Source organism: Paraburkholderia silvatlantica (genome assembly GCF_003096715.1).
Classification (GTDB): domain Bacteria; phylum Pseudomonadota; class Gammaproteobacteria; order Burkholderiales; family Burkholderiaceae; genus Paraburkholderia; species Paraburkholderia silvatlantica.
Window position 1 is genome coordinate 32,787 of sequence record NZ_QEOL01000031.1, and the last position, 22,242, is coordinate 55,028.

Below are 22,242 nucleotides of genomic sequence, written 5' to 3' on the forward strand. Positions count from 1 at the left end.
CGCCTGAGCGCCCCGTCCTGTTTTGCTTTCGCCGCGCGATGCGCGGATCAAGCCGCCTTGTACTGATTGCGGGCTTCCGGCGTGCGATAGAGCACGAGCGTCGCGATGAGGCCGCACACGCCCGCGACGCCCATCCACGCCCCGGGCGCAGCCTTGTTGCCGCTCACGTGAATGAGGTACGTCGAGATCGCCGGCGTGAAACCGCCGATCGTCGTCGCGAGGCTGTAGGCAAGCGAGAAGCCGGCGGTGCGGACGTCGGCGGGCATGACTTCGGTGAGCGCCACGACCATCGCGCCGTTGTAGCAGGCATAGAGGAACGACAGCCACAGCTCGACCGTGAGCAGGCGCCCGAACGACGGTTCCGCCACGAGCCACTGCACCGTGGGATACGCAGTGAGGATCGTGAGCACGGTGAAGGTGATCAGCATCGGGCGACGGCCCACCCGGTCCGAAACCGCGCCGGAAACCGGCAGCCAGAAGAGGTTCGACAAGCCGATGCAGACCGTCACGATCAGCGTGTCGAGCTCGTTCAGCCTGAGCACTTCCTTGCCGAAGGTCGGCGTATAGGCAGTGATGAGGTAGAACGATACGGTGGTCATGATGACCATGCCCATGCCGGCGATCACGACGCCCCAGTTCTGCACCATCGACGCCATGATTTCGCCCATCGACGGACGATGCTTCTTCTTCGCGAACTCCTCCGTTTCCTGGAGCGAGCGGCGAATGAGGAACAGGAACGGCACGATCAGGCAACCGATGAGGAACGGCACGCGCCAGCCCCAATTCGTCATGTGCTCGACGGGCAGCAGGCGATGCAGCACCACGCCCAGCAGCGCGGCAAACACCACGGCGACCTGCTGGCTGCCCGACTGCCACGAGACGTAGAAGCCCTTGTTGCCCCTCGTCGCGATCTCGGAGAGATAGACCGAGACGCCGCCCAGTTCCACGCCCGCCGAGAAGCCCTGCAGCAGGCGCCCCACCAGCACGAGCGCCGGCGCGAGTATGCCGATGGTCGCGTAACCTGGCACGACGGCGACCGCGAGCGTGCCGAACGCCATCAGGCCGAGCGTGAGCATGAGGCCCTTGCGGCGGCCGTGATGGTCGATGTACGCGCCGAGGATGATCGCGCCGAGCGGACGCACGAGGAAGCCCGCGCCGAACACGGACAGCGTGAGCATCAGCGAAGCGAATGCATTGTCGCTCGGGAAGTAGGTCCGGGCGATCGCCGAAGCGTAGTAGCCGTAGACCATGAAATCGTACATTTCCAGGAAGTTGCCGCTCACGACGCGGAAAACAGTCCGGAATTTAGATTCGCTCGGGGATGCGTGGGACGCGGTAGACATGAGATTCTCTGAAGAGACTGTCCGGGAAGCCTGAGCGGCTCGCGGGACAGTGAAAAACAATCACTCGCGATAAAGCGAGGGTCGCGCGGGCGCGCATTTTATTGTGAGGTACGCGCCAGGAGTCAGATATTCCGGCATTTCCTTAAAAGAGGCCAGCAAAAAGCATCAACGCAGGCCAATTCTTCCATTTTTATTACCATATATATTCATTATTCTTTCATTGCTGGCAAGGCCGCCGCGAGCCTCCTCGATTGGGGCAAAATATCCTGCAGCAGGGCTTGGCGCGCGGCCCCCGACGCGCGCCCCGATCCAGACGCCCAGACTTGCTCCATCCGCATGACCGAAATCCCAGCCTTCACGCTGCGCCCGGCCACCGTAGCCGATGCCCCCTTGCTCGCCGCCATGCACGCCGCAAGCTGGCAGGCCACGTATCGCGCGCTGCTGCCCGCCGCGTTTCTCGAACGCGAGGTCGACGCCGAGCGCGCGGCTTACTGGCGCGCGCGCATGGAGGCGCCAGGCGGCGAACGGCGGCTCGTCCTGATCGCCGAGCTTGCATCGGGAGCGGCCGTGGGCTTCGTGTGCGTCGAACGCCAGCCGGGCTCCCCCTGGGGTGTGCTGCTCGACAATCTCCATGCGCTGCCGGCGCATCAGGGCACCGGCGTCGGCAAGCGGCTCATGCGCGCGGCGCAGGACTGGGCGCGCGCCCAGGGCGAGACTCAGCTGTATCTGTACGTCCTCGACGGCAATACGCCCGCGATTGCGTTCTACGAGCGCCAGGGCTGGACCTATTCGGGCTCGGAGCCCGACCGCATGGGCGGCATCGACATCACGGCACTGCGTTACGTGTACCGGCTCGACGGTGAGTGAAGCACGCTCCAGACGCAGCGCAAAGAACCCGGACATTTAAGCCATTTCCGATGGAACGCAGAAATGGGGGCGGTCATGATCGGCGGCATTCCTTTAATTGCATGCGCCGCAGGCGACCCATCGACACGCGCCGCCGATGACATCGCTGAGCGGCGCCGTCGCCAGAGCGGGGTTGCGAGAGATCGATGTCCACATTTCAGTTCATTCAGGTCGAAGGTGCGCTCGCGTTGCCGCACATTCGGCCGCTAGCCTGTTTGCCTGCGTCGTTTGGCCGGGAATGGGCGTTAATGCCTCCCCATTTCAGCATGCGCGCTGAACTGCGCGCGCTCTATGCCGCCATCATGCACACGGTGTGTCTGAGCGCCGAAGCGTTTCGTGCCGCGGTTGGCTGGGGCAACGAGCACCGTCCTGCCCTGCAGCCCCCCAGGCCCGCTGCGGCGCCTGTTGGCGCACCCGCCGGCCGCGTCGCCGATGCGCGGCGCACGCCTGAGGCATCGCCGAACCGCGCGCCAAAGCACGCATCGTCGTCGCAACCACGCAGGCTCACCGGCGGCGCGGTCGCGATTGGCGGCGCCGCACTGCTCGCATGGATCGTCGCGAGTCATGCACCGCACGAGTCAGCAAGCGCAAGCGGCGACGCGACCCCGCGCCCGACTGCGAGCAAGGTTCAAGACACCTCGCGGCGTCTGGCCGATGTACGTGCCGAGCCCGCGCCGCCCGCGAGACTGATCCAGCGCGAAGCGCAGAGCAACGAGCGTGCGGCCGAGCGCAGTGGCAGTCGGCGCGTTGCAGAGCACGGCACGAATCCGCGTCGCGACGTCCGCACATTTGCGCCATATCGCCAGGCGCGTCCGGTAACGTCGCATCGCGCGCAGGGCGCCTACCCGGAAGCGCAAGGCTATGAGCCGCGGCCAACCCTCGCGAATCAAGCCGACGAATACGCGGCCATCCTTTCCTACGCGAAAACATATGCCCCTGCAGGGACATCGAATTCGCCGGCCGTGCCGGTCGACAGTACGGAATGGGTCAATCATGTTTCGCAACGCCGCATCACCGAGGTGCCCGACCGATTCGCACCGTGACTCGCGCGTCCGCCCGCCGTCGCGCCGTAAAAAACCCGGCAGCTGCCGGGTTGCGCGCGGCCAGGACGGAGTTGCTGCGATTCGCTGTGATTGCCCCTGGTCGGCAATCAGAAGCGGGTTTCCCGCGCGGCTCGCAGGAAGGTGTCGAGCAGCGGCGTGCAGTCGAGCAGTTCGGGGCCGCCCGCGCGATGAAACTCGGGGTGCCACTGCACGCCCACCACGAACGGCGAGCGGCGGTAGCGCACCGCCTCGATGAGCCCGTCGCCCGCCGAAACGGCCTCGACGGTCAGGTCGCGTCCGAGGTTCTTCACGGCCTGATGGTGAATCGAGTTGACGATCGCCTCGCGCCGCCCGGGGAACAGGGTTGCAAACGTCGAGCCCTCCGGGAACGTGACAGCGTGGCGATGCTGGTCGTAATGCTCGCTCACGTGCACGCCGGCCGTCGGCACGTCGGACGCGATGTCCTGATAAAGCGTGCCGCCGAACGCCACATTGATGAGCTGGCAGCCGCGGCACACGCCCAGCACCGGCTTGCCCGATTCGACGAACTCATGCAGCAGTTCGAGTTCGTACATGTCGCGCACGCGGTCGCCCGGCCATTCGGGGCGCGGCGAGATTTCCGCATATGTCTGCGGCGAGACGTCGGCGCCGCCCTGGAGCAGCAGGCCGTCGAGATGCTTCGCGTAATCGCGCAAGCGGATATTGCTCGGGTGCAGCATCCCCTGGTGCCCGACCGTCGGAATCATGAACACGATGACGTCCCGGGACATCACCCAGTGTGCGATCGACTCCTCCAGGTATTGCAGCGTCTTGCCGCGCAGCCCTTGTGCGCCCGGCTCCGGGTGGAAGATCCGCGCCGACACGCCGATGCGCAGCGTGCGCTGCGTGATGCGCTGACCGGCGCGGTCGAACAGTTGCCGCGCACGCGCCGCGACGATGCGGCCGAACACCGCCCAGGCCGAATCGCTCGGGCGCAGATAACGCGGCGGCTCCGGCGGAATGGCGCCGGGCGGCGGCGGATGATGCGCCGTGAAGTCGGGCGCCTGGCCAAAGCCGGCCGGCGCAGCACCAGGACGTTGCCGCGCAGCAGACGCTGCCGCCTCGCCCGTGCTCGCCGGTTCGGTATGCGGGGCCGGCGCGGGCGCAGCCTTGCCGGCCTCGGCGGTTTCGCTGATCGGAATACCCGGCGTCGTGCCCGCCGGCGCCTGCTTCGGCAACTCGCGAGGCGTGGCAGCCGATGCGGCCGCTCCAGCGTCGGGCGTGACGGTCGAAGCGCTTTCGGGCGCATCGGTCGAAGCACGTTGCGCGGCTTCCCCAGAGGGCGAAGCAGGCAGAGAACCAGGCGGAGAACCGGACGAAGAAGCGGAGGAGGAACCAGCGGAGGCGCCGGGAGAACCGGCAGGAGGAGAGGACGAGGCCGCGGGGGCGCCGGCAGGACCGGCATCGGCAGGACGGTTTGTGCCGTCAGGAACCTCGGGTTGGTCTGATTTGTTATCGCTCATGACGTGGGGTCAGGCGCGCGGCGCGCGAACGAATGAACAGGCCTTGATTATCCGTCGCACGGCACGCCGCCGCCACCCCCGCACACAATTGCTCACATCCCGTCACACCGGGGACGTCTCGACCACGCCCGGATCAGGCATCCGGCCGCTCGTCGAAGGTCTCGCGCAACGCAATCTGCATCGACGCGTGGATCTTCACGCACCAGCGCCACAGCAGCATGGTGAGCGCCGCCGCGCACACCAGCACGCCGACGAGAAAGCCCGTGGGCGGCAGGATCGTCCCCGACAGCGCCGCCACGAGCAGGAATACGCCGAACATCGAGACCACGGGCACCAGTTCCGCAATCACATGGCGGATCGCGCGCGTAAAGCGCCCGGCCTTCTCCGGCTGCACGCTCACTTCGGCGAGCAACAGCGCGAGCGACTGCGTCTTGCGCCACACCGCCACGAGAAACGGCATCGCGAGCACGAGCGCGGCGCTCCAGAGGACGACGCGCTGAATGCGCTCGTCGGCGATCCAGTGCGCAAGCAGCGGCGCCGCGTAGCGCGCACCGTACGAGACGCCGATGAAGATCGCCGAGACGAGCGCGAGATTCACGGCAATCTGCACGACGATGCGCTTCGTGAGCGAAAAGATCGTGGGCCCCTCGGAGCGCGGCACGAGGCAGCGCAGCCACTGGCCGTACATGCCGAACACGTTCGAGACGGCGGGCGGCATGGCGCGCGCGAGGCGCTGCGAGAGCGGATCGGCAATGCGGATGAGGTAAGGCGTGGTGAGCGTCGTGATGGCCGAGACGGTCACGGCGATCGGATAGAGAAACCCGCTCGTCACCTTCAGCGTGAGTCCGAGCGAGGCGATAATGAACGAGAACTCGCCGATCTGCGAGACGGTCATGCCCACGCGCATGGCGGTGCGCCCGTCGCGGCCCGCGAGAAAGGTGCCGAGGCCGCACGACACGAGCTTGCCGAGCACCACGGCAATCGAGATCACGGCGATCGGCCAGGCGTAATCGACCAGCACGAGCGGGTTGAGCATGAGCCCGATCGTCACGAAGAAGATGGCGGAGAACGCGTCGCGCAGCGGCGCGACGAGATGCTCGATGCGATGCAGATGCCGCGACTCGGCCATCACCGCGCCGATCAGGAACGCGCCGAGCGCGATCGAATAATCGAGCTTCACGACGAGCAGGCAAAAGCCGAAGCAAAAGCCCAGCACGGAGACGAGCAGCATCTCGTCGTTGCCCACGCGCGCGATATAGCCGAGCACGCGCGGCACGATCAGGATGCCCGCGAGCAGCGAGACCAGCATGAAGAGCAGCAGCTTGCCGAGCGTGATGAGCGCGATGCCCGGCGAAAGCTCGCCCGTCTGCGCGATGCCGCCAAGCAGCACGAGCATGGCAATGCCGAGAATGTCCTCGACGATCAGGATGCCGAACACGAGCTGCGCGAACGGCTCGCGCTTCACGCCGAGATCGGAGAGCGCCTTGACGATGATCGTCGTCGAAGAGATGGCGAGAATCGCGCCGAGGAACAGCGCATCCATCGTCGCCCAGCCGAACGCGCGGCCGATCTCGTAGCCGATCCACAGCATCAGCACGATCTCCGAGAGCGCCGCGACGATGGCGGTCGCGCCCACCTGGAAGAGCTTGCGCAGGCTGAATTCGAGGCCGAGGGAGAACATCAGGAACACCACGCCGAGCTCGCCGAGCGTCTGGATGGTCTGCTCGTCGTGAATGAGCTGGAACGGCGGCGTGTACGGCCCGATGATCACGCCCGCCGCGATATAGCCGAGCACGACCGGCTGCTTCAGGCGATGAAACAGCACGGTGACGACGCCTGCAATCGCCATCACGACTGCCAGATCCTGAATGAAGCCGATTCCGTGGTGCATGAAGGCCCTTCCTTACAAATAGCTATCGATTCTGCGCATGTTACCCGATGCGCGGCCTGAGCCAAATCGCACGCAAGGAAAAAAGCCGACCTACAATGATGCGACCCTTGCAGGCGCCGCCCTTGCCGCCCTTCGCCGGCGGCCTGACAGCCTGCTCCGCTGAACTTCGCGCAGCGCGCCGCCGCGCATTGACCGAGTCTTCCGCCACCATGACCACCGCTTTTACCCCGTTCCCTCCCCTCGCCCAGCTCGCGGCCGATCTCGCCGCGGGCCGCACGACGAGCCGCGCGCTCGCCGAAGCCGCGCTCGAACGCATCGCCGACCCGGCCGGCCAGGGCGCGACCGTCTTCACGCACGTGGATGCCGGGCGCGTGCGCGCCGCCGCCGACGCGCACGACCGCCTGCGCGCGGCCGGCACCGTGCTTTCGCCGCTCGCCGGCATCCCCGTCTCGGTAAAGGATCTGTTCGACGTGGCGGGCGAAGTCACCCGCGCGGGCTCCACGGCGCTTGCGAATGCGGCGCCCGCCAAAGAGGACGCCGCCGCCGTTGCGCGGCTGCGTCATGCGGGCGCGGTGCTGGTCGGCCGGACCAATATGAGCGAATTCGCGTTCTCGGGGCTCGGCCTGAACCCGCACTACGGCACGCCGCTTTCGCCCTGGCGCCGCGGCGTGGCGGGCGATGCGCGCGTGGCGGGCGGCTCGTCCTCGGGCGCGGCGGCCTCGGTCGCGGACGGCATGGCCGCCGTCGCGCTCGGCACCGACACCGGCGGCTCTATCCGCATTCCCGCCGCGTTCTGCGGCCTCACGGGCTTCAAACCCACTGCCGGGCGCATTCCGAAAACGGGCGGCGTGCCGCTCTCCCCCACGCTCGACTCTTTCGGCCCGATCGGCAACACGGTGGCGTGCTGCGCGCTCATGGACCGCGTGCTCGCCGGGCTCGCGCCGCACGTCCCGGCCACGCGCCACCTCGAAGGCGTGCGCCTCGGCGTGCTGACCAATTACGTGACCGACGGCGTGGACCCCGAAGTCGCAGAAACGATCGATACGGCGCTCAAGCATCTCGATGCGGCCGGCGCGATCGTGAGCGAAGTCCGCTTCGCCGCCTTCGAGCGCTTCGCCGCGATCAACCGCATCGGCTTCTCGCCGATGGAAGCGTATGCGTGGCATCGCGAGCTGATTGCGAAGCATCGGGACCAGTACGACCCGCGCGTGCTGGTGCGCATCCTGAAGGGCGAGCACGCGACGGCCGCCGACTATCTGGACCTGATCGCCGCCCGCGCAGCGGTCATGGACGAAGCCCAGGCCACGCTCTGGTCGCGCTTCGACGCCGTGATCGCGCCGACCGTGCCCATCGCGCCGCCCCCCGTCGCCCCGCTCGCCGCCGACGACGATGTCTTCGCGCGCACCAACGCGCTCGTGCTGCGCAACCCGAGCGCGTTCAATTTCCTCGATGCCTGCGCGCTCTCGCTGCCATGCCACCACTACGGCGCGGCGCCCGTCGGGCTGATGCTCGCAGCCGCGCCTGACAACGATGACGCGCTGCTCGCCATTGGCCGCGGCGTCGAAGCTGTGCTCGCGCCGCTGCGCTGACCCGGGCGGGAATCGTTCAACTACCCCTGCGCGCGGACAAGGACACGTCCGCGCCGCGCGCAGCCTTCGCGCTAGAATCCCGTCACGCCGTCGCAGCCGCCTGCACGCTGCGCCAGACAACCCGAACTGAACGAGACAACGAACGAGCCTCATGAACGACGATAACGCGCTGTTGCGCCGCGAGCGCGGCCTGCTGGTCCTCCTTGGCCTGATCTGCCTCGCGCTGCTGGGCGGCGCCCTGTACTTCCAGTATGTCGAACATCAGGACCCGTGCCCGCTGTGCATCCTGGGGCGCTATTTCCTGATCCTGATTGCGGTCTTCGCCTTTCTCGGCGCGCGTATGACGAGCTGGCGCGGCGTGCGCGTGCTCGAAGCGCTCGTGGCGCTTTCGGCGGCAGGCGGCGCGGTCGCGTCCGCGAGGCTCGTCTGGGTGCAGGCGTTCCCCAATTACAGCTGCGGCTTCGACACGCTGCAGCCCATCGTCGACGGTCTGCCGTTCGCGCACTGGCTGCCCGGCGTGTTCAAGGTGCAAGGCCTTTGCGAAACCACCTATCCGCCGACGCTCGGCCTGACCATGCCGGTGTGGTCGCTGCTCGCCTTCGTCATCGCATTCCTCGCCGTGACCCTGAGCCTGTGGCGCAATCGTCGCCGTCAGGTGTCGTGGCCCGGCATCCGCCGCTGACCAGCCAAAGGGCGCGATCGCCGCACGCGCCGCACGCAATGGCCCGGCACCGCCATGCGCGCTGTGACGGCGTCATGACCCAAGTCACATAATCCCCATCTTGCGGGGGAAATACTTTCCTGCGGCAAGCGGTGCTATCTTCGGAACTGGATGGCGATCTACGTGCGCGAGGCCGGTGTTGGCGCGCCCCTCTCGTAACGCGCGCCTGATCCGCAATGTCCCCGGGTTCACCATGACAACGCAAACCATCCGCTTCCTCCACCGAGGCGCCGTGCACGAAGTGCGCGATCTGCCTCCCACGCGCACGGTGCTTCAGCACCTGCGCGAGGACCTGCATGCCTGCGGCACCAAGGAAGGCTGCGCGGAGGGCGACTGCGGCGCGTGTACGGTCGTCGTGGGCGAACTCGACGGCCAAGGCCGTCTCGCGCTGAAGGCCATCAACGCCTGCATCCAGTTCCTGCCGACCCTGGACGGCCGCGCGCTCTACACCGTCGAAGACCTGCGCCAGCCGGACGGCGCACTGCACCCGGTCCAGCAGGCGATGGTCGATTGCCACGGCTCGCAGTGCGGCTTCTGCACGCCGGGCTTCGTCATGTCGTTGTGGGCGCTCTACGAGAACCAGCCTGCCGGCGCGGGCCTGCCGAGCCGCGAGGAAATCAACGAGGCGCTCTCGGGCAACCTGTGCCGCTGCACCGGCTACCGGCCGATCATCGAAGCGGCGCTGCGCATGTTCGACGAAACCTGCCATGCGCGCGTGTCGCTCGATCGCGCTGGCGTCGAGGCGCATTTGCGCGCGCTGCAGCGCACCGGCACCTTCGAATATCGCGGCCCCGACGTGCGAGGCGCCGCGCACGGCGAAAGCACGTTCTACGCGCCGCGCACGCTCGCCGCCTTCGCGGCGCTGCGTGCCGCGCATCCTGACGCGCGCGTGCTAGCGGGCGGCACCGACATCGGCCTGTGGGTCACGAAGCAGTTCCGCGACCTCGGCGACCTCATCTATACCGGCAACGTGGCGGAACTGACGACCGTTTCGCGCGACGCCCAGACGCTCACGATCGGCGCGGCCGTCCCGCTCGAAGAGGCCTACGCCGCACTCGCCGCCGATTACCCCGAACTCGCGGAACTGTGGGCGCGCTTCGCCTCGCTGCCCATTCGCAACGCGGGCACGCTCGGCGGCAACGTCGCGAACGGCTCGCCGATCGGCGACTCGATGCCCGCGCTGCTCGCGCTCGACGCCACGCTCGTGCTGCGCCGTGCGGCGCGCGTGCGCACACTGCCGCTCGAGGCCTTCTACACGGGCTACCAGAAGAACGCGCTCGAAGCGGGCGAATTCGTCGAGGCGGTCCGCGTGCCGCGCCCCGCGCCGACACTGCGCTTTCGCACCTACAAGGTGTCGAAGCGCTACGACCAGGACATCTCGGCAGTGTGCGCCGCGTTTGCGCTCGACGTGCGCGAGGACGGCACACTCGCGAGCGCGCGTATTGCCTACGGCGGCATGGCCGCGATCCCGCAGCGCGCCGCGCTTGCCGAAGCCGCGCTCGCCGGCGCGCGTTGGGACGAGACGGGCGCACTGCACGCGATGGATGCGCTCGCCACCGACTATCGGCCGCTCACGGACATGCGCGCGAGCGGCGCCTATCGGCTGAAGGTCGCGCGCAATCTGCTGTGGCGCTGCTGGCTCGAAACGCGCGACGAGGCCCCGCTCGCGTTGTGCGACGTCAACGCGTTCGCTTTCGCCGAAGATGACGACGATGGCCAGGGCTGCGCAGCCGCCGGAGTCGCGCCATGAACGATCAAGCCGAAGCGCTCGTCATGCGCCAGCCGCCAGAGACCTTGCACGAGCGCGCGCTCGGCGCAGCGCTGCCGCACGAATCCGCCGACGCGCACGTCAGCGGCGAGGCGCGCTACACCGACGACATCCCCGAACTGCACGGCACCGTGCACGCGGCGCTCGGCCTGGCGCGCCATGCGCACGCGCGCATCGTCGCGCTGGATCTCGAACGCGTGCGCTCGGCGCCGGGCGTGCTTGCGGTGCTGACGGCCGCCGACATCCCCGGCGAGAACGACTGCGGCCCGGTCGTGCACGACGACCCGGTGCTCGCGAGCGAGGTCGTGCACTATCTCGGGCAGCCCGTGTTCGCGGTGATCGCCACGAGCCACGAACTCGCGCGACGCGCCGCGGCGCTCGCCGCGAGCGAAGACGTCGTTCGCTACGCGCCGCTCGAGCCTGTTCTGAGCATCGAGGAGGCGCGCACGCGCCGGCACTACGTGCTGCCGCCGCTGCGGCTCGTGCGCGGCGCGCCCGATGCTGCGCTCGCCGCGGCGCCGCATCGCCTGGCGGGCACGTTTGCCGTGGGCGGCCAGGAACAGTTCTATCTCGAAGGCCAGGTGGCCTACGCGCTCCCGCAAGAGCAAACGGGCATGCTCGTCTACAGCTCGACGCAGCACCCGAGCGAAATGCAGCAGGTCGTCGCGCATCTGCTCGGCTGGCCCGCGCATCGCGTCGCCTGCGAATGCCGGCGCATGGGCGGCGGTTTCGGCGGCAAGGAATCGCAGTCGGCGCTGTTCGCGTGCATCGCCGCGCTCGCGGCGCACACGCTGCAGCGGCCCGTGAAGCTGCGCGCGGATCGCGACGACGACTTCATGATCACCGGCAAGCGCCACGATGCGCGCTACACGTATGAGGCGGGCTACGACGACGAAGGACGGCTCCTTGGCGCGCGCGTGGAGATCGCGCTGCGCGCGGGCTACTCCGCCGATCTGTCGGGCGCCGTCGCCACGCGCGCGGTATGCCATTTCGACAACGCCTACTTTCTGCCGGACGTCGAAATCGTCGCGCTCTGCTGCAAGACGAACACGCAGTCGAACACCGCGTTTCGCGGCTTCGGCGGCCCGCAGGGCGCGCTCGTGATGGAGGTGATGCTCGACGAAATCGCCCGGGCGCTGGGCCGCGATCCGCTCGATGTGCGGCGCGCGAACTACTACGGCATCGGCGAGCGCGACGTCACGCCGTACGGCCAGCGCGTGGAGGACAACGTGCTCGCGCCGCTCACCGACGAACTGCTCGCGTCGAGCCGCTATCACGAGCGTCGCGCGGCCATCGCCGCGTACAACCGCACGAGCCCCGTGCTCAAGCGCGGCCTGGCGCTCACGCCGGTCAAGTTCGGCATCTCGTTCAACGTGCCGCATCTGAACCAGGCGGGCGCGCTCGTCCATGTGTACCGCGACGGCTCGGTGCTCGTGAACCACGGCGGCACCGAAATGGGCCAGGGGCTCAACACCAAGGTCGCGCAGGTCGTGGCGGGCACGCTCGGATTGCCGCTCGCACGCGTGCGCGTGAGCGCCGCCGATACCTCGAAGGTCGCCAATACTTCGGCCACGGCCGCCTCCACGGGCAGCGACCTCAACGGCAAGGCCGCCGAGGATGCAGCGCTCACGATCCGCGCGCGTCTCGCGGCTTTCGCGGCCGCACAATACGGCGGCGCGGCCGAAGACGTCGCGTTCGAAGCCGGCCACGTGCGAGCGAACGGCAAGGCGATTGCCTTTGGCGAACTCGTCGAACTCGCGTACATGAAGCGCGTGCAACTGTGGTCCGACGGCTTCTACGCCACGCCCAAAGTGCATTGGGACGCGCGCACGCTCACCGGTCATCCGTTCTACTACTTCGCCTATGGCGCGGCCGTGTCCGAAGTGATCGTCGATACGCTCACGGGCGAATGGAAGCTCGTGCGCGCCGATGTGCTGCACGACGCGGGCCAGTCGATCAATCCGGCCATCGATCTCGGCCAGGTGGAAGGCGGCTTCATCCAGGGCATGGGCTGGCTCACCACCGAGGAACTCTGGTGGAACCGCGACGGGCGGCTCATGACGCATGCGCCTTCGACCTACAAGATTCCGGCGGTGAGCGACACGCCAGAGGCGTTCAACGTGAGGCTCTATCGCAGCGGCGGCAACGACAACGTCGAACCGACGGTGTTCCGCTCGAAGGCCGTGGGCGAACCGCCCCTGCTGTTGCCGTTCTCGGTGTTTCTCGCGATTCGCGACGCCGTGGGCGCCGCGGTGCCCGAGGCGCGCGAGGCCGCGCCGCTGCGTGCGGCCGCGACGCCTGAAGCGATTCTCGATGCGCTGGACGCGCTGCGGGCAAACAGCCGCAAAACGGACTGACCGCGCGAACCTGCAGGCGCCTCGCCCACTCCAAGCGCGAAGCGCCGCCCGCGCGAAGCCACGAAGATTAACCGGCGACACAGGCAGGTACGTGCCGCCCCGTAGGGAGAAGCGCCAGATGCAACCCTGGCTTTCCGATCTGCAGCAACTGCTCGCGCACGGCGACGCCGCCGTGCTGGTCACCGTTGCGCGCGTCGAGGGATCGGCGCCGCGCGAGGCCGGCACGAAGATGATCGTCACGCGCGAAGCGGCCCGCCACACCATTGGCGGCGGCCATCTCGAATGGAAGGCCATCGAAATCGCGCGCCAGGTGCTGCGCGACGGCATGCGCACGCCGCACGCGCGGCGCCTCGAGCGTCTCGCACTCGGGCCGAGCCTCGGCCAGTGCTGCGGCGGCGCCGTGGTGCTCGCGTTCGAGCGCCTCGACGTGGCCGACCTCGGCTGGCTCGCCACGCTCGCGCGCCGCCTCGCGGCAGGCGCGTCGACCGTGCGTAGCGTATCATTCCGCTCCTTGCGGAACGGGAGCCCGGAAGGCGTCGGCAGCGCAGCCGATCCGGCCATGCTTTCCGAGCCGGAACCGGGCGTGGAAGCGCCCGACTGCCTGCTGTGGGAAACGGGCGGCGCGCTGCTCCTCACCGAAACCATCGCGCCGAACGATTTTCCCGTCGTGCTGTTCGGCGCGGGCCATGTGGGCGCGGCGCTCGTGCGCGTGCTCGGCACGCTGCCCTGCCGCGTACTGTGGGTCGACGAGCGCGACGCGGCGTTTCCGGCTCCCGAGGCGTTCGCATTGCTGAACGCGCCCAACGTGGCGATCGACGCCAACGACGCGCCGGACGAAGCCGTCGACACCGCCCCGCCCGGCACGAGCTTCATCGTGATGACGCACGACCATTCGCGCGACCTCGATCTCGCCGAACGCATCCTGCGCCGCGGCGACTTCGTGTTTTTCGGCATGATCGGCTCGCACACGAAGCGCAAGCAGTTCGAGCACCGGCTCGCCGCGCGCGGCATCGATCCCATGCAGATCGCGCGCATGAACTGCCCGCTCGGCGTGGACGGTATCGTCGACAAGTCGCCCGAAGTCATCGCCGTCTCGGCCGCCGCGCAACTGCTGCAGGCGATCGAAGCGGCGAAGCCGGCGAGCGCGGCGCATGCCCCCTCGCCCCATTCCGCGTGATGCCGAACACCGAAGAACCCGTAAGCCAATCGAACCGAACATGACGATCACGACCACCGCCCACACCGCCGCCAACGCAAAGGCACTCGTCGACAAGGCCGCCAATGCGCCGAAGGCCGAGCTGCACATCCATATCGAAGGCTCGCTCGAACCCGAGCTGATCTTCGCGCTCGCCCAGCGCAACGACGTGAAGCTCGCCTACGACTCGATCGACGCGCTGCGCGCCGCCTACGCGTTCACCGACCTGCAGTCGTTCCTCGACATCTACTACGCGGGCGCGAGCGTGCTGCTCTCGGAGCAGGACTTCTACGACATGACGATGGCGTACTGCGAGCGCGCGCTCGCCGACAACGTCGTGCACACCGAAATCTTCTTCGATCCGCAAACGCATACCGAACGCGGCGTGCCGATCGAAACCGTGGTCGCGGGCATCGACCGTGCGCTTGCCGACGCCGAAAAGCGCGGCCTCACGAGCAAGCTGATCCTGTGCTTCCTGCGCCACCTGAGCGAAGCCGATGCGCTCGCCACCTTTGAAGCCGCGCGCCCGCTCTTCGCGCGCCATGCGCGCCTGATCGGCGTGGGCCTCGACTCCTCCGAGCGCGGCCATCCGCCTTCGAAATTCGAGCGCGTGTTCGAGAAAGCGCGGGCAATGGGGCTGAAGCTCGTCGCGCACGCGGGCGAAGAAGGCCCGCCCTCCTACATCTACGAAGCGCTCGACCTGCTCAAGGTCGATCGCGTCGATCACGGCGTGCGCAGCATCGAAGACGCGGCGCTCGTCACGCGTCTGGCCGACACGCGCGTGGCGCTCACGGTGTGCCCGCTCTCGAACACCAAGCTGTGCGTGTTCGACGACATGACGCAGCACACGCTCAAGGCGTTGCTCGACAAGGGCGTCGCAGTGACCGTCAATTCCGACGATCCGGCCTACTTCGGCGGCTACGTCAACGAGAACTACCGCGCCATCATCGAGGCGCTCGAGCTCGACGACCACGAGGTGTACACGATCCTGCGCAACGGCTTCGAGGCTTCGTTCGTGACGCCCGATGAGCGCGCCGCGCTGATTGCGAAGCTCGACGCGAGCTGGAATCGCGCAACGGCTTAAGGCGTGAACTCAGGCGCAGACTAAAACGCGGACTCGTCCGCACAGCAGGCCCCAGCCCGGGCTGTCACACGCATCCGGTCCAGCGCGCGAGCGCCGGACCGAGAGCCCGCTCGCGCCCTTCGTGCCGCGCTTTCAGGAGCGGCACGCGTCATGCGGGGCATGCATTGGACGAATACCTGAATTTATCGGAGACGAAGTTCCCATGACTCAATCGGCTTACCGCGCAAAACTGTTGACGTTCACCGGCGACCCTGCGCAATCGTCCGACGCCGCTGTCTTTGACGAAGACGGCGTCGTGATCGTCGAAGACGGCCACGTGGTCGCCTCGGGCGCGTGGTCCGCGCTCAAGTCGCGCGTCGGTGAAAGCGCCACGGTCCACAATCTGCGCGACAAGCTGATCGTGCCGGGCTTCATCGACACGCACGTCCACTATCCGCAGACGGACATGATCGCCTCGCCCGCGCCGGGTCTGCTGCCGTGGCTGAACACGTACACCTTCCCGACCGAGCGCGGCTTCGAAAACGAAGCGGTGGCGCGGGACACGGCGCGCTTTTTCGTCGACGAGCTGCTCGCCTGCGGCACGACCACGGCGCTCGTGTACTGCACGGTGCACAAGCAGTCCGCCGACGCGCTCTTTACCGCGAGCGAAGCGAAGAACCTGCGCATGGTCGCGGGCAAGGTGCTGATGGACCGCCATTGCCCCGAGTTCCTGCGCGACACGCCGCAAACGGGCTACGACGACAGCGCCGAGCTGATCGAGCGCTGGCACAACCGCGGGCGCCAGATGTACGCGCTCACGCCGCGCTTCGCGCCCACTTCGACCGAGGCGCAGCTCGAAGCGTGCGGCGCGCTCGCGAAGGCGCATGGCGACATCTTCATCCAGAGCCACGTGGCCGAGAACCCGGACGAAGTGAAGTGGGTCAAGGAACTGTTCCCCGGCCATCGCAGCTACCTCGACGTGTACGATCACTACGGACTCCTGCGGAAGCGGGCGGTCTATGGCCACTGCATCTGGCTCGACGACGAAGACCGCCGTCGCATGGCGCATACGGGCACGGTCGCCGCGCACTGCCCGACCTCGAACCTGTTCCTCGGCAGCGGCTTGTTCGACTTCGACAAGGCGGCCGAATCGTCGATGCCCGTGACGCTTGCGACCGACGTGGGCGGCGGCACCTCGTTCTCCATGCTGCAAACGATGAACGAGGCGCACAAGGTCGCGCGCATGGGCGGCCACCACCTCACGGCCACGCGCATGTTCTGGCTCGCGACAGCGGGCGCGGCGCAGGCGCTCGATCTCGCCGACAGGATCGGCACGCTCGCGCCCGGCAGCGAAGCGGACTTCGTCGTGCTCGATGCGCAGGCCACGCCGCTGCTCGCGCGGCGCACGGCGCGCGCGGGGACGCTTGAGGAATTGCTGTTCGCGCTCGCCCTGCTCGGCGACGACCGCGCCGTGTTCGAGACCTACGCGGCAGGCGAACGCGTGCACAGCCGCGACGGCGCGCGCCGCTGATACCGCGTCCGGCGGTTCGCGGGCCGCGTGAACCGCTCACTGCGCGACGATACGCGCCTATTTCGCCGGCGCGCTCCCCGTCGCGGCCGCACCGCCCTGCCCCGCACCCGCCGGGGCCGCGGCTGTCTCGTTCGGCGCGCCACCGCTCTTGCCGACCGGGATCCTGACCTCCGTGACCGTGCCGTTGGCCAGCGGGAAATTGCCGAGCGCGCTCTGCACGAGAAAAGGCATCACGCGCACGAGCGAAGGATCGTCGCCCGAGGTGCGCGCCTGCACGTTATAGACCTCCTTGCCGCTTGCCTTTTCCGTGATGCGAATGCCGAGCGCATGCGAATACACCGGATAGCTCTGGTTCACGTAGGCAGGCTGATACGGCCCCCACGCGCCCCACGGGTTCCACGGCCCCCAGTACGGACCTGGCCAGGGGTTGTAGAACACGGGCTGCGCGACCGTCACCGTGTCGGTGCGGCTGCCGTAAGCGAGACCCACCAGATAGCGCGCGTGCGGCTCGGCCACGAGGTGAAACGCGTGCATGGCGAGCCCGTTGGCGACGAACTGCTCGTAGGTGCTCTGCTCGATGCTCTGGTTCTGCTCGGGGCTGCGTGTGAACGCGAAGGTGCGCGCGGCGTCGCTGCCTCCTTCCCACGCGGAAAAGGCGGTCACCTGGCTCGTCACGTACGTCGTGCAGCCGGAAAGCGTGAGGGCGAGCGCCGCCAGCATCAGGAGGGCGCGGCGGGTCCATCTGTCGTGCATCATGGTCTTCTCGTAGCAGGGTTGCTTCAGTTGGAAAAGCGCAGCCGTGGGGGCCGCTCTCTCCGATACGATCTTCGCACCGCGCTTATTCCGTGCGCATTCCGCGCCGGTCGTGTCTTGTTTTGCGCTCCGCTTGCCGTGCGGCAGGGCCTGATCATACTGACTCGTGGCGCGGCGCGAAAGTTCGGAGGCCGGGCCCCGACGGACAAAGCGGCCCGAGCCTTTGTACAATGGGGCGATCCGCCGCGCTCCCGCGACGGCTGGCAGCGCCCGACGGGCGCACACGCCGCCGCGGCCGGCCCATTCGATCAACACCGAGCGATCCACACCGATCCGACACGCCCCTATCCAGACCATGTCCGATACCGCCACGCCCACCGTGATCCGCCGCGAAGACTACGCGCCGCCCGCGTTTCTGATCGATACCGTCGACCTCGAATTCGACCTCGTGCCCGAGCGCACAATCGTCAAGAGCACGCTGCGCGTGCGTCGCAATCCCGAGGCGCAACCCGCCACGCATCTCGAACTGATGGGCGAGCAGCTCGAATTCCTCGGCGCGGCGATCGACGGCAAGCCTTACGCGAATGTGCGCGCGCACGAACACGGGCTCACGATCGAGAACGTGCCCGAAGCCTTCACGCTCACGCTCACCGGCGCGTGCGCGCCCGAAGCCAACACCACGCTCTCGGGCCTTTACGTGTCGAGCGGCAACTTCTTCACGCAATGCGAGGCCGAAGGTTTTCGCCGTATCACCTGGTTCCTCGACCGCCCCGACGTCATGGCGACCTACACGGTCACGCTGCGCGCAGACAAGATCGCCTACCCGGTGCTGCTTTCGAACGGCAACCTGATCGCCGAAGGGGAACTGCCCGATGGCCGTCACTATGCGAAATGGGAAGACCCGTTCCGCAAGCCGAGCTATCTGTTCGCGCTCGTGGCGGGCAAGCTCGTGGCGCTGGAAGAACGCATCCGCAGCGGTTCGGGCAAGGAGAAGCTGCTGCAGGTCTGGGTCGAGCCACACGATCTCGACAAGACGCGCCACGCCATGGACTCGCTCATTCACTCGATCCGCTGGGACGAGCAGCGCTTTGGCCTCGAGCTCGATCTCGACCGCTTCATGATCGTCGCCGTGAGCGACTTCAACATGGGCGCGATGGAGAACAAGGGGCTCAACATCTTCAATACGAAGTACGTGCTCGCGAACCCCGAAACGGCCACCGATGTCGATTTCGCGAACATCGAGGCCGTGGTCGGCCACGAGTACTTCCATAACTGGACCGGCAACCGCGTGACCTGCCGCGACTGGTTCCAGCTGAGCCTGAAGGAAGGCCTCACGGTGTTCCGCGACCAGGAGTTCTCGGCGGCGATGTCGGGCGGCGACGAGAACGAAGCCGCGCGCGCGACCAAGCGTATCGAGGACGTGCGCGTGCTGCGCCAGATGCAGTTCGCCGAAGACGCAGGCCCGATGGCGCACCCGGTGCGCCCCGAGAGCTATGTCGAGATCAATAACTTCTACACGATGACCGTCTACGAAAAAGGCGCGGAAGTCGTGCGGATGTATCAAACGCTGCTCGGACGCGACGGTTTCCGCAAAGGCATGGACCTGTACTTCCAGCGCCACGACGGCCAGGCCGTGACCTGCGACGACTTCCGCCACGCGATGGCCGACGCCAATGGCCGCGACCTCGCTCAGTTCGAGCGCTGGTACAGCCAGGCGGGCACGCCGCGCGTCGCCGTGAGCACGAGCTACGACGAAGGCACGCGCTGCTACAGCGTGACGCTCACGCAAGGCTACGCCAACGGCGCGCCCGCCGCGCGCGAAACGCAAAAGGGCCCGCTGCACATTCCGTTTGCGATCGGCCTGATCGGCCCGGACGGCGCGGACCTGCCGCTGCGCCTCGAAGGCGAAGCCGCCGCGCACGGCACGACGCGCGTGCTGGAGCTGACCGACACGCAGCAGACCTTCACGTTCGCCGATGTGATGGTCAAGCCCCTGCCCTCGCTGCTGCGCAACTTCTCGGCGCCTGTCATCGTCGACTACGACTACGGCAACGACGAACTCGCGTTCCTGCTCGCGCACGACAGCGACGCGTTCAACCGCTGGGAAGCGGGCCAGCGCCTCGCCACGCGCGAGTTGCTCGCGCTTGCCGCTCGCTCGGCGGCGGGCCAGCCGCTCGAAATCAACACCGCGCTCGTCGATGCGTTCCGCCGCGTGCTGACCGACGAATCGCTCTCGCCGTCGTTCCGCGAGCTTGCGCTCATGCTGCCTTCGGAAACGTATCTCGCCGAGCAGATGACCGAATCCGATCCGGCTGCCGTGCATGCCGCGCGCCAGTTCGTGCGCAAGCAGCTGGCAACGGCGCTGCGAGGCGAATGGCTCGCGGCCTATGAGCGCAATGTCACGCCGGGCGCATACGAGCCGACGCCCGAGGCGGCCGGACACCGCGGGTTGAAGAACCTCGCGCTCTCGTATCTCTCGGAACTCGACGATGCCGCGCAAGCGGTGCGACTCGCCACGGCCCAATACGACGCCGCGAACAACATGACCGACCGTTCGGCGGCGCTGTCCGCGCTGCTGAACGTGCAGGCGGCGACGGGCGGGGACGTCGCGCGCCGCGCACTCGAAGACTTCTACGTGCGCTTCGAGAAGGAACCGCTCGTGATCGACAAGTGGTTCGCGCTGCAGGCCACGCAGCGGGGCACGGCACAACGCCCGACCATCGAGACGGTGCGCGCGCTCATGGGTCACCCGGCGTTCAACATCAAGAACCCGAACCGCGCGCGCTCGCTGATCTTCAGCTTCTGCGCCGCGAACCCCGCGCAGTTCCACGCCGCCGACGGCTCCGGCTACGCGTTCTGGGCCGACCAGGTGATCGCGCTCGACGCGCTCAATCCGCAGGTCGCGGCGCGCCTCGCGCGCAATCTCGAACTGTGGCGCCGCTTCACGCCCGCGCTGCGTGACGCGATGCGCGCGGCGCTGGAGCGCGTCGCCGCCGAAGCCAGGTCGCGCGACGTGCGCGAGATCGTCGAAAAGGCGCTGGCTTGATCAGACGAAAGTGCACTGGTCGACACACAACGCGCGGCGCCTGAGTCGCGCCGCGCGGCGACCCACGAACCGGCCTTCGCGCCGGTTTTTTTTGCGCATTTTTTGGCGATTAATTTTGGCGGCGCGAAGCATCCCGTCACGGCGCGAGAAGCCGCTCCAGCAAGCCCGGGGGGCCCGGCGCTTTATTTTGCGCGGCTGTGCGGCGGGAGGTCACAGTCGAGCGGGTAGAATTGCGCTATTCCCAAGCGTATCCGGAGTACTGCAATGGCTTTGCAACGTCGCACCACCCTCACCAAGTACCTGATCGAGCAGCAGCGCCAGCACCGCAACCTGCCCGCCGACCTGCGTCTTCTGATCGAAGTCGTCGCGCGCGCGTGCAAGGCGATCAGCTTCAACGTCAGCAAGGGCGCGCTCGGTGACGCCCTCGGCACGGCCGGCAGCGAGAACGTCCAGGGCGAAGTGCAGAAGAACCTCGACATCCTCTCGAACGAAATCCTGCTCGACGCCAACGAATGGGGCGGCAACCTCGCCGCGATGGCCTCGGAGGAGATGGAAACGTTCTTCCCGATCCCGGCCAACTATCCGAAGGGCGAATACCTGCTCGTGTTCGACCCGCTCGACGGCTCGTCGAACATCGACGTGAACGTGTCGATCGGCACGATCTTTTCGGTGCTGCGCTGCCCGGACGGCCAGCAGGCAACCGAGGAGTCGTTCCTGCAGCCCGGCACGAAACAGGTCGCCGCAGGCTACGCCGTGTACGGCCCGCAAACGGTGCTCGTGCTCACGACCGGCCACGGCGTGAACTGCTTCACGCTCGACCGCGAACTGGGCTCGTGGGTGCTTACGCAAAGCAACATGCGCATTCCGGAAGACACTCGCGAATACGCGATCAATGCATCGAACGCACGCCACTGGTACGAGCCGGTGCAGAAGTACATCGGCGAGCTGAACGCCGGCAAGGACGGCGCGCGCGGCGATAACTTCAACATGCGCTGGATCGCATCGATGGTCGCGGACGTGCACCGCATTCTGAACCGCGGCGGCATCTTCATGTACCCGGCCGACAAGCGCGACCCGTCGAAGCCCGGCAAACTGCGGCTGATGTACGAAGCGAACCCGATGTCGCTCATCGTCGAACAGGCGGGCGGCATGGCGACCAACGGCGAAGAGCGCATTCTCGACATCCAGCCGAAGAGCCTGCACGAGCGCGTAGCCGTCTTCCTCGGCTCGAAGAACGAGGTCGAGCGCGTCACGCGATATCACCGCGAAGCGAAAAAATGAAAAAAGATGAGGAAACGGCTTGCATAATTCGCGGCACTTTCCTATAATCTTTCTTCTCTGATGCACGCCGGAATAGCTCAGACGGTAGAGCAGCGCATTCGTAATGCGAAGGTCGGGGGTTCGATTCCTCTTTCCGGCACCAGGATTCAAGCAAAAAGCCCAGTCTTCGGACTGGGCTTTTTGCTTTGTGCCGTCGGCGCACGGCCCTGCGTGCGCAGGGCTATCCAGCGTCTCGCGAACCCTTTCGGTCCCA

15 protein-coding genes and 1 tRNA gene are annotated in these 22,242 nt (G+C 67.4%); 12 read left to right on the plus strand and 4 right to left on the minus strand.

Going from position 1 to position 22,242, the window contains the following annotated elements:
• Window positions 1-47: 47 nt before the first annotated feature.
• On the minus strand, window positions 48-1,343 hold the full coding sequence (gene tcuC, locus C7411_RS31695; RefSeq protein WP_110388006.1) for an MFS transporter: 1,296 nt from the start codon (window positions 1,341-1,343) through the stop codon (window positions 48-50).
• Window positions 1,344-1,679: 336 nt separating this feature from the next.
• Here tcuC and C7411_RS31700 point away from each other — a divergent pair, with 336 nt between their 5' ends.
• Window positions 1,680-2,210, plus strand: a complete 531-nt coding sequence (locus tag C7411_RS31700) for a GNAT family N-acetyltransferase (RefSeq protein ID WP_110388007.1) — start codon at window positions 1,680-1,682, stop codon at window positions 2,208-2,210.
• Window positions 2,211-2,497: 287 nt separating this feature from the next.
• A complete protein-coding gene (locus C7411_RS31705) occupies window positions 2,498-3,292 on the plus strand; it encodes a hypothetical protein (protein WP_133253729.1) in 795 nt (264 codons plus the stop codon).
• Window positions 3,293-3,399: 107 nt separating this feature from the next.
• Here the strand turns inward: C7411_RS31705 and C7411_RS31710 are convergent, their stop codons facing one another.
• Window positions 3,400-4,794, minus strand: a complete 1,395-nt coding sequence (locus C7411_RS31710; RefSeq protein WP_110388009.1) for a gamma-glutamyl-gamma-aminobutyrate hydrolase family protein — start codon at window positions 4,792-4,794, stop codon at window positions 3,400-3,402.
• A 133-nt stretch (window positions 4,795-4,927) separates the two neighbouring features.
• On the minus strand, window positions 4,928-6,685 hold the full coding sequence (locus C7411_RS31715; RefSeq protein ID WP_110388010.1) for a cation:proton antiporter: 1,758 nt from the start codon (window positions 6,683-6,685) through the stop codon (window positions 4,928-4,930).
• 209 nt (window positions 6,686-6,894) lie between these two features.
• Here C7411_RS31715 and C7411_RS31720 point away from each other — a divergent pair, with 209 nt between their 5' ends.
• From C7411_RS31720 to guaD, 7 genes are all read left to right on the plus strand, one after another.
• Window positions 6,895-8,274 carry an amidase gene (locus tag C7411_RS31720; RefSeq protein WP_110388056.1) on the plus strand — a complete coding sequence of 460 codons (1,380 nt, stop codon included), beginning with the start codon at window positions 6,895-6,897 and terminating at the stop codon, window positions 8,272-8,274.
• 151 nt (window positions 8,275-8,425) lie between these two features.
• Complete coding sequence (locus C7411_RS31725; protein WP_110388011.1) at window positions 8,426-8,956, plus strand: disulfide bond formation protein B; 531 nt, start codon at window positions 8,426-8,428, stop codon at window positions 8,954-8,956.
• A 232-nt stretch (window positions 8,957-9,188) separates the two neighbouring features.
• Window positions 9,189-10,745: a xanthine dehydrogenase small subunit gene (gene xdhA, locus C7411_RS31730; RefSeq protein WP_110388012.1), complete on the plus strand. Its 1,557-nt coding sequence runs from the start codon at window positions 9,189-9,191 to the stop codon at window positions 10,743-10,745.
• Window positions 10,746-10,768: 23 nt separating this feature from the next.
• Window positions 10,769-13,120 carry a xanthine dehydrogenase molybdopterin binding subunit gene (xdhB, locus tag C7411_RS31735; protein WP_373682724.1) on the plus strand — a complete coding sequence of 784 codons (2,352 nt, stop codon included), beginning with the start codon at window positions 10,769-10,771 and terminating at the stop codon, window positions 13,118-13,120.
• A gap of 118 nt (window positions 13,121-13,238) precedes the next feature.
• Entirely contained in the window at window positions 13,239-14,297 is a 1,059-nt protein-coding gene (gene xdhC, locus C7411_RS31740; RefSeq protein WP_110388014.1) for a xanthine dehydrogenase accessory protein XdhC, read from the plus strand.
• A gap of 40 nt (window positions 14,298-14,337) precedes the next feature.
• Window positions 14,338-15,399, plus strand: coding sequence for an adenosine deaminase (locus C7411_RS31745; protein ID WP_110388015.1), 1,062 nt, complete (start codon window positions 14,338-14,340; stop codon window positions 15,397-15,399).
• Window positions 15,400-15,601: 202 nt separating this feature from the next.
• Window positions 15,602-16,909: a guanine deaminase gene (gene guaD, locus C7411_RS31750; RefSeq protein WP_110388016.1), complete on the plus strand. Its 1,308-nt coding sequence runs from the start codon at window positions 15,602-15,604 to the stop codon at window positions 16,907-16,909.
• A gap of 57 nt (window positions 16,910-16,966) precedes the next feature.
• Here guaD and C7411_RS31755 read toward each other — a convergent pair whose 3' ends face one another.
• On the minus strand, window positions 16,967-17,665 hold the full coding sequence (locus tag C7411_RS31755) for a DUF4136 domain-containing protein (protein ID WP_110388057.1): 699 nt from the start codon (window positions 17,663-17,665) through the stop codon (window positions 16,967-16,969).
• A gap of 352 nt (window positions 17,666-18,017) precedes the next feature.
• Between C7411_RS31755 and pepN the strand changes: the two genes are divergently transcribed.
• From pepN to C7411_RS31770, 3 genes are all read left to right on the plus strand, one after another.
• Window positions 18,018-20,708 (plus strand): aminopeptidase N, encoded by a 2,691-nt coding sequence (gene pepN / locus C7411_RS31760; RefSeq protein ID WP_110388017.1) that lies wholly within the window; start codon window positions 18,018-18,020, stop codon window positions 20,706-20,708.
• A gap of 264 nt (window positions 20,709-20,972) precedes the next feature.
• Complete coding sequence (locus C7411_RS31765) at window positions 20,973-21,989, plus strand: class 1 fructose-bisphosphatase (protein ID WP_110388018.1); 1,017 nt, start codon at window positions 20,973-20,975, stop codon at window positions 21,987-21,989.
• A gap of 66 nt (window positions 21,990-22,055) precedes the next feature.
• Window positions 22,056-22,131, plus strand: a tRNA-Thr gene (locus C7411_RS31770).
• Window positions 22,132-22,242 lie beyond the last annotated feature (111 nt).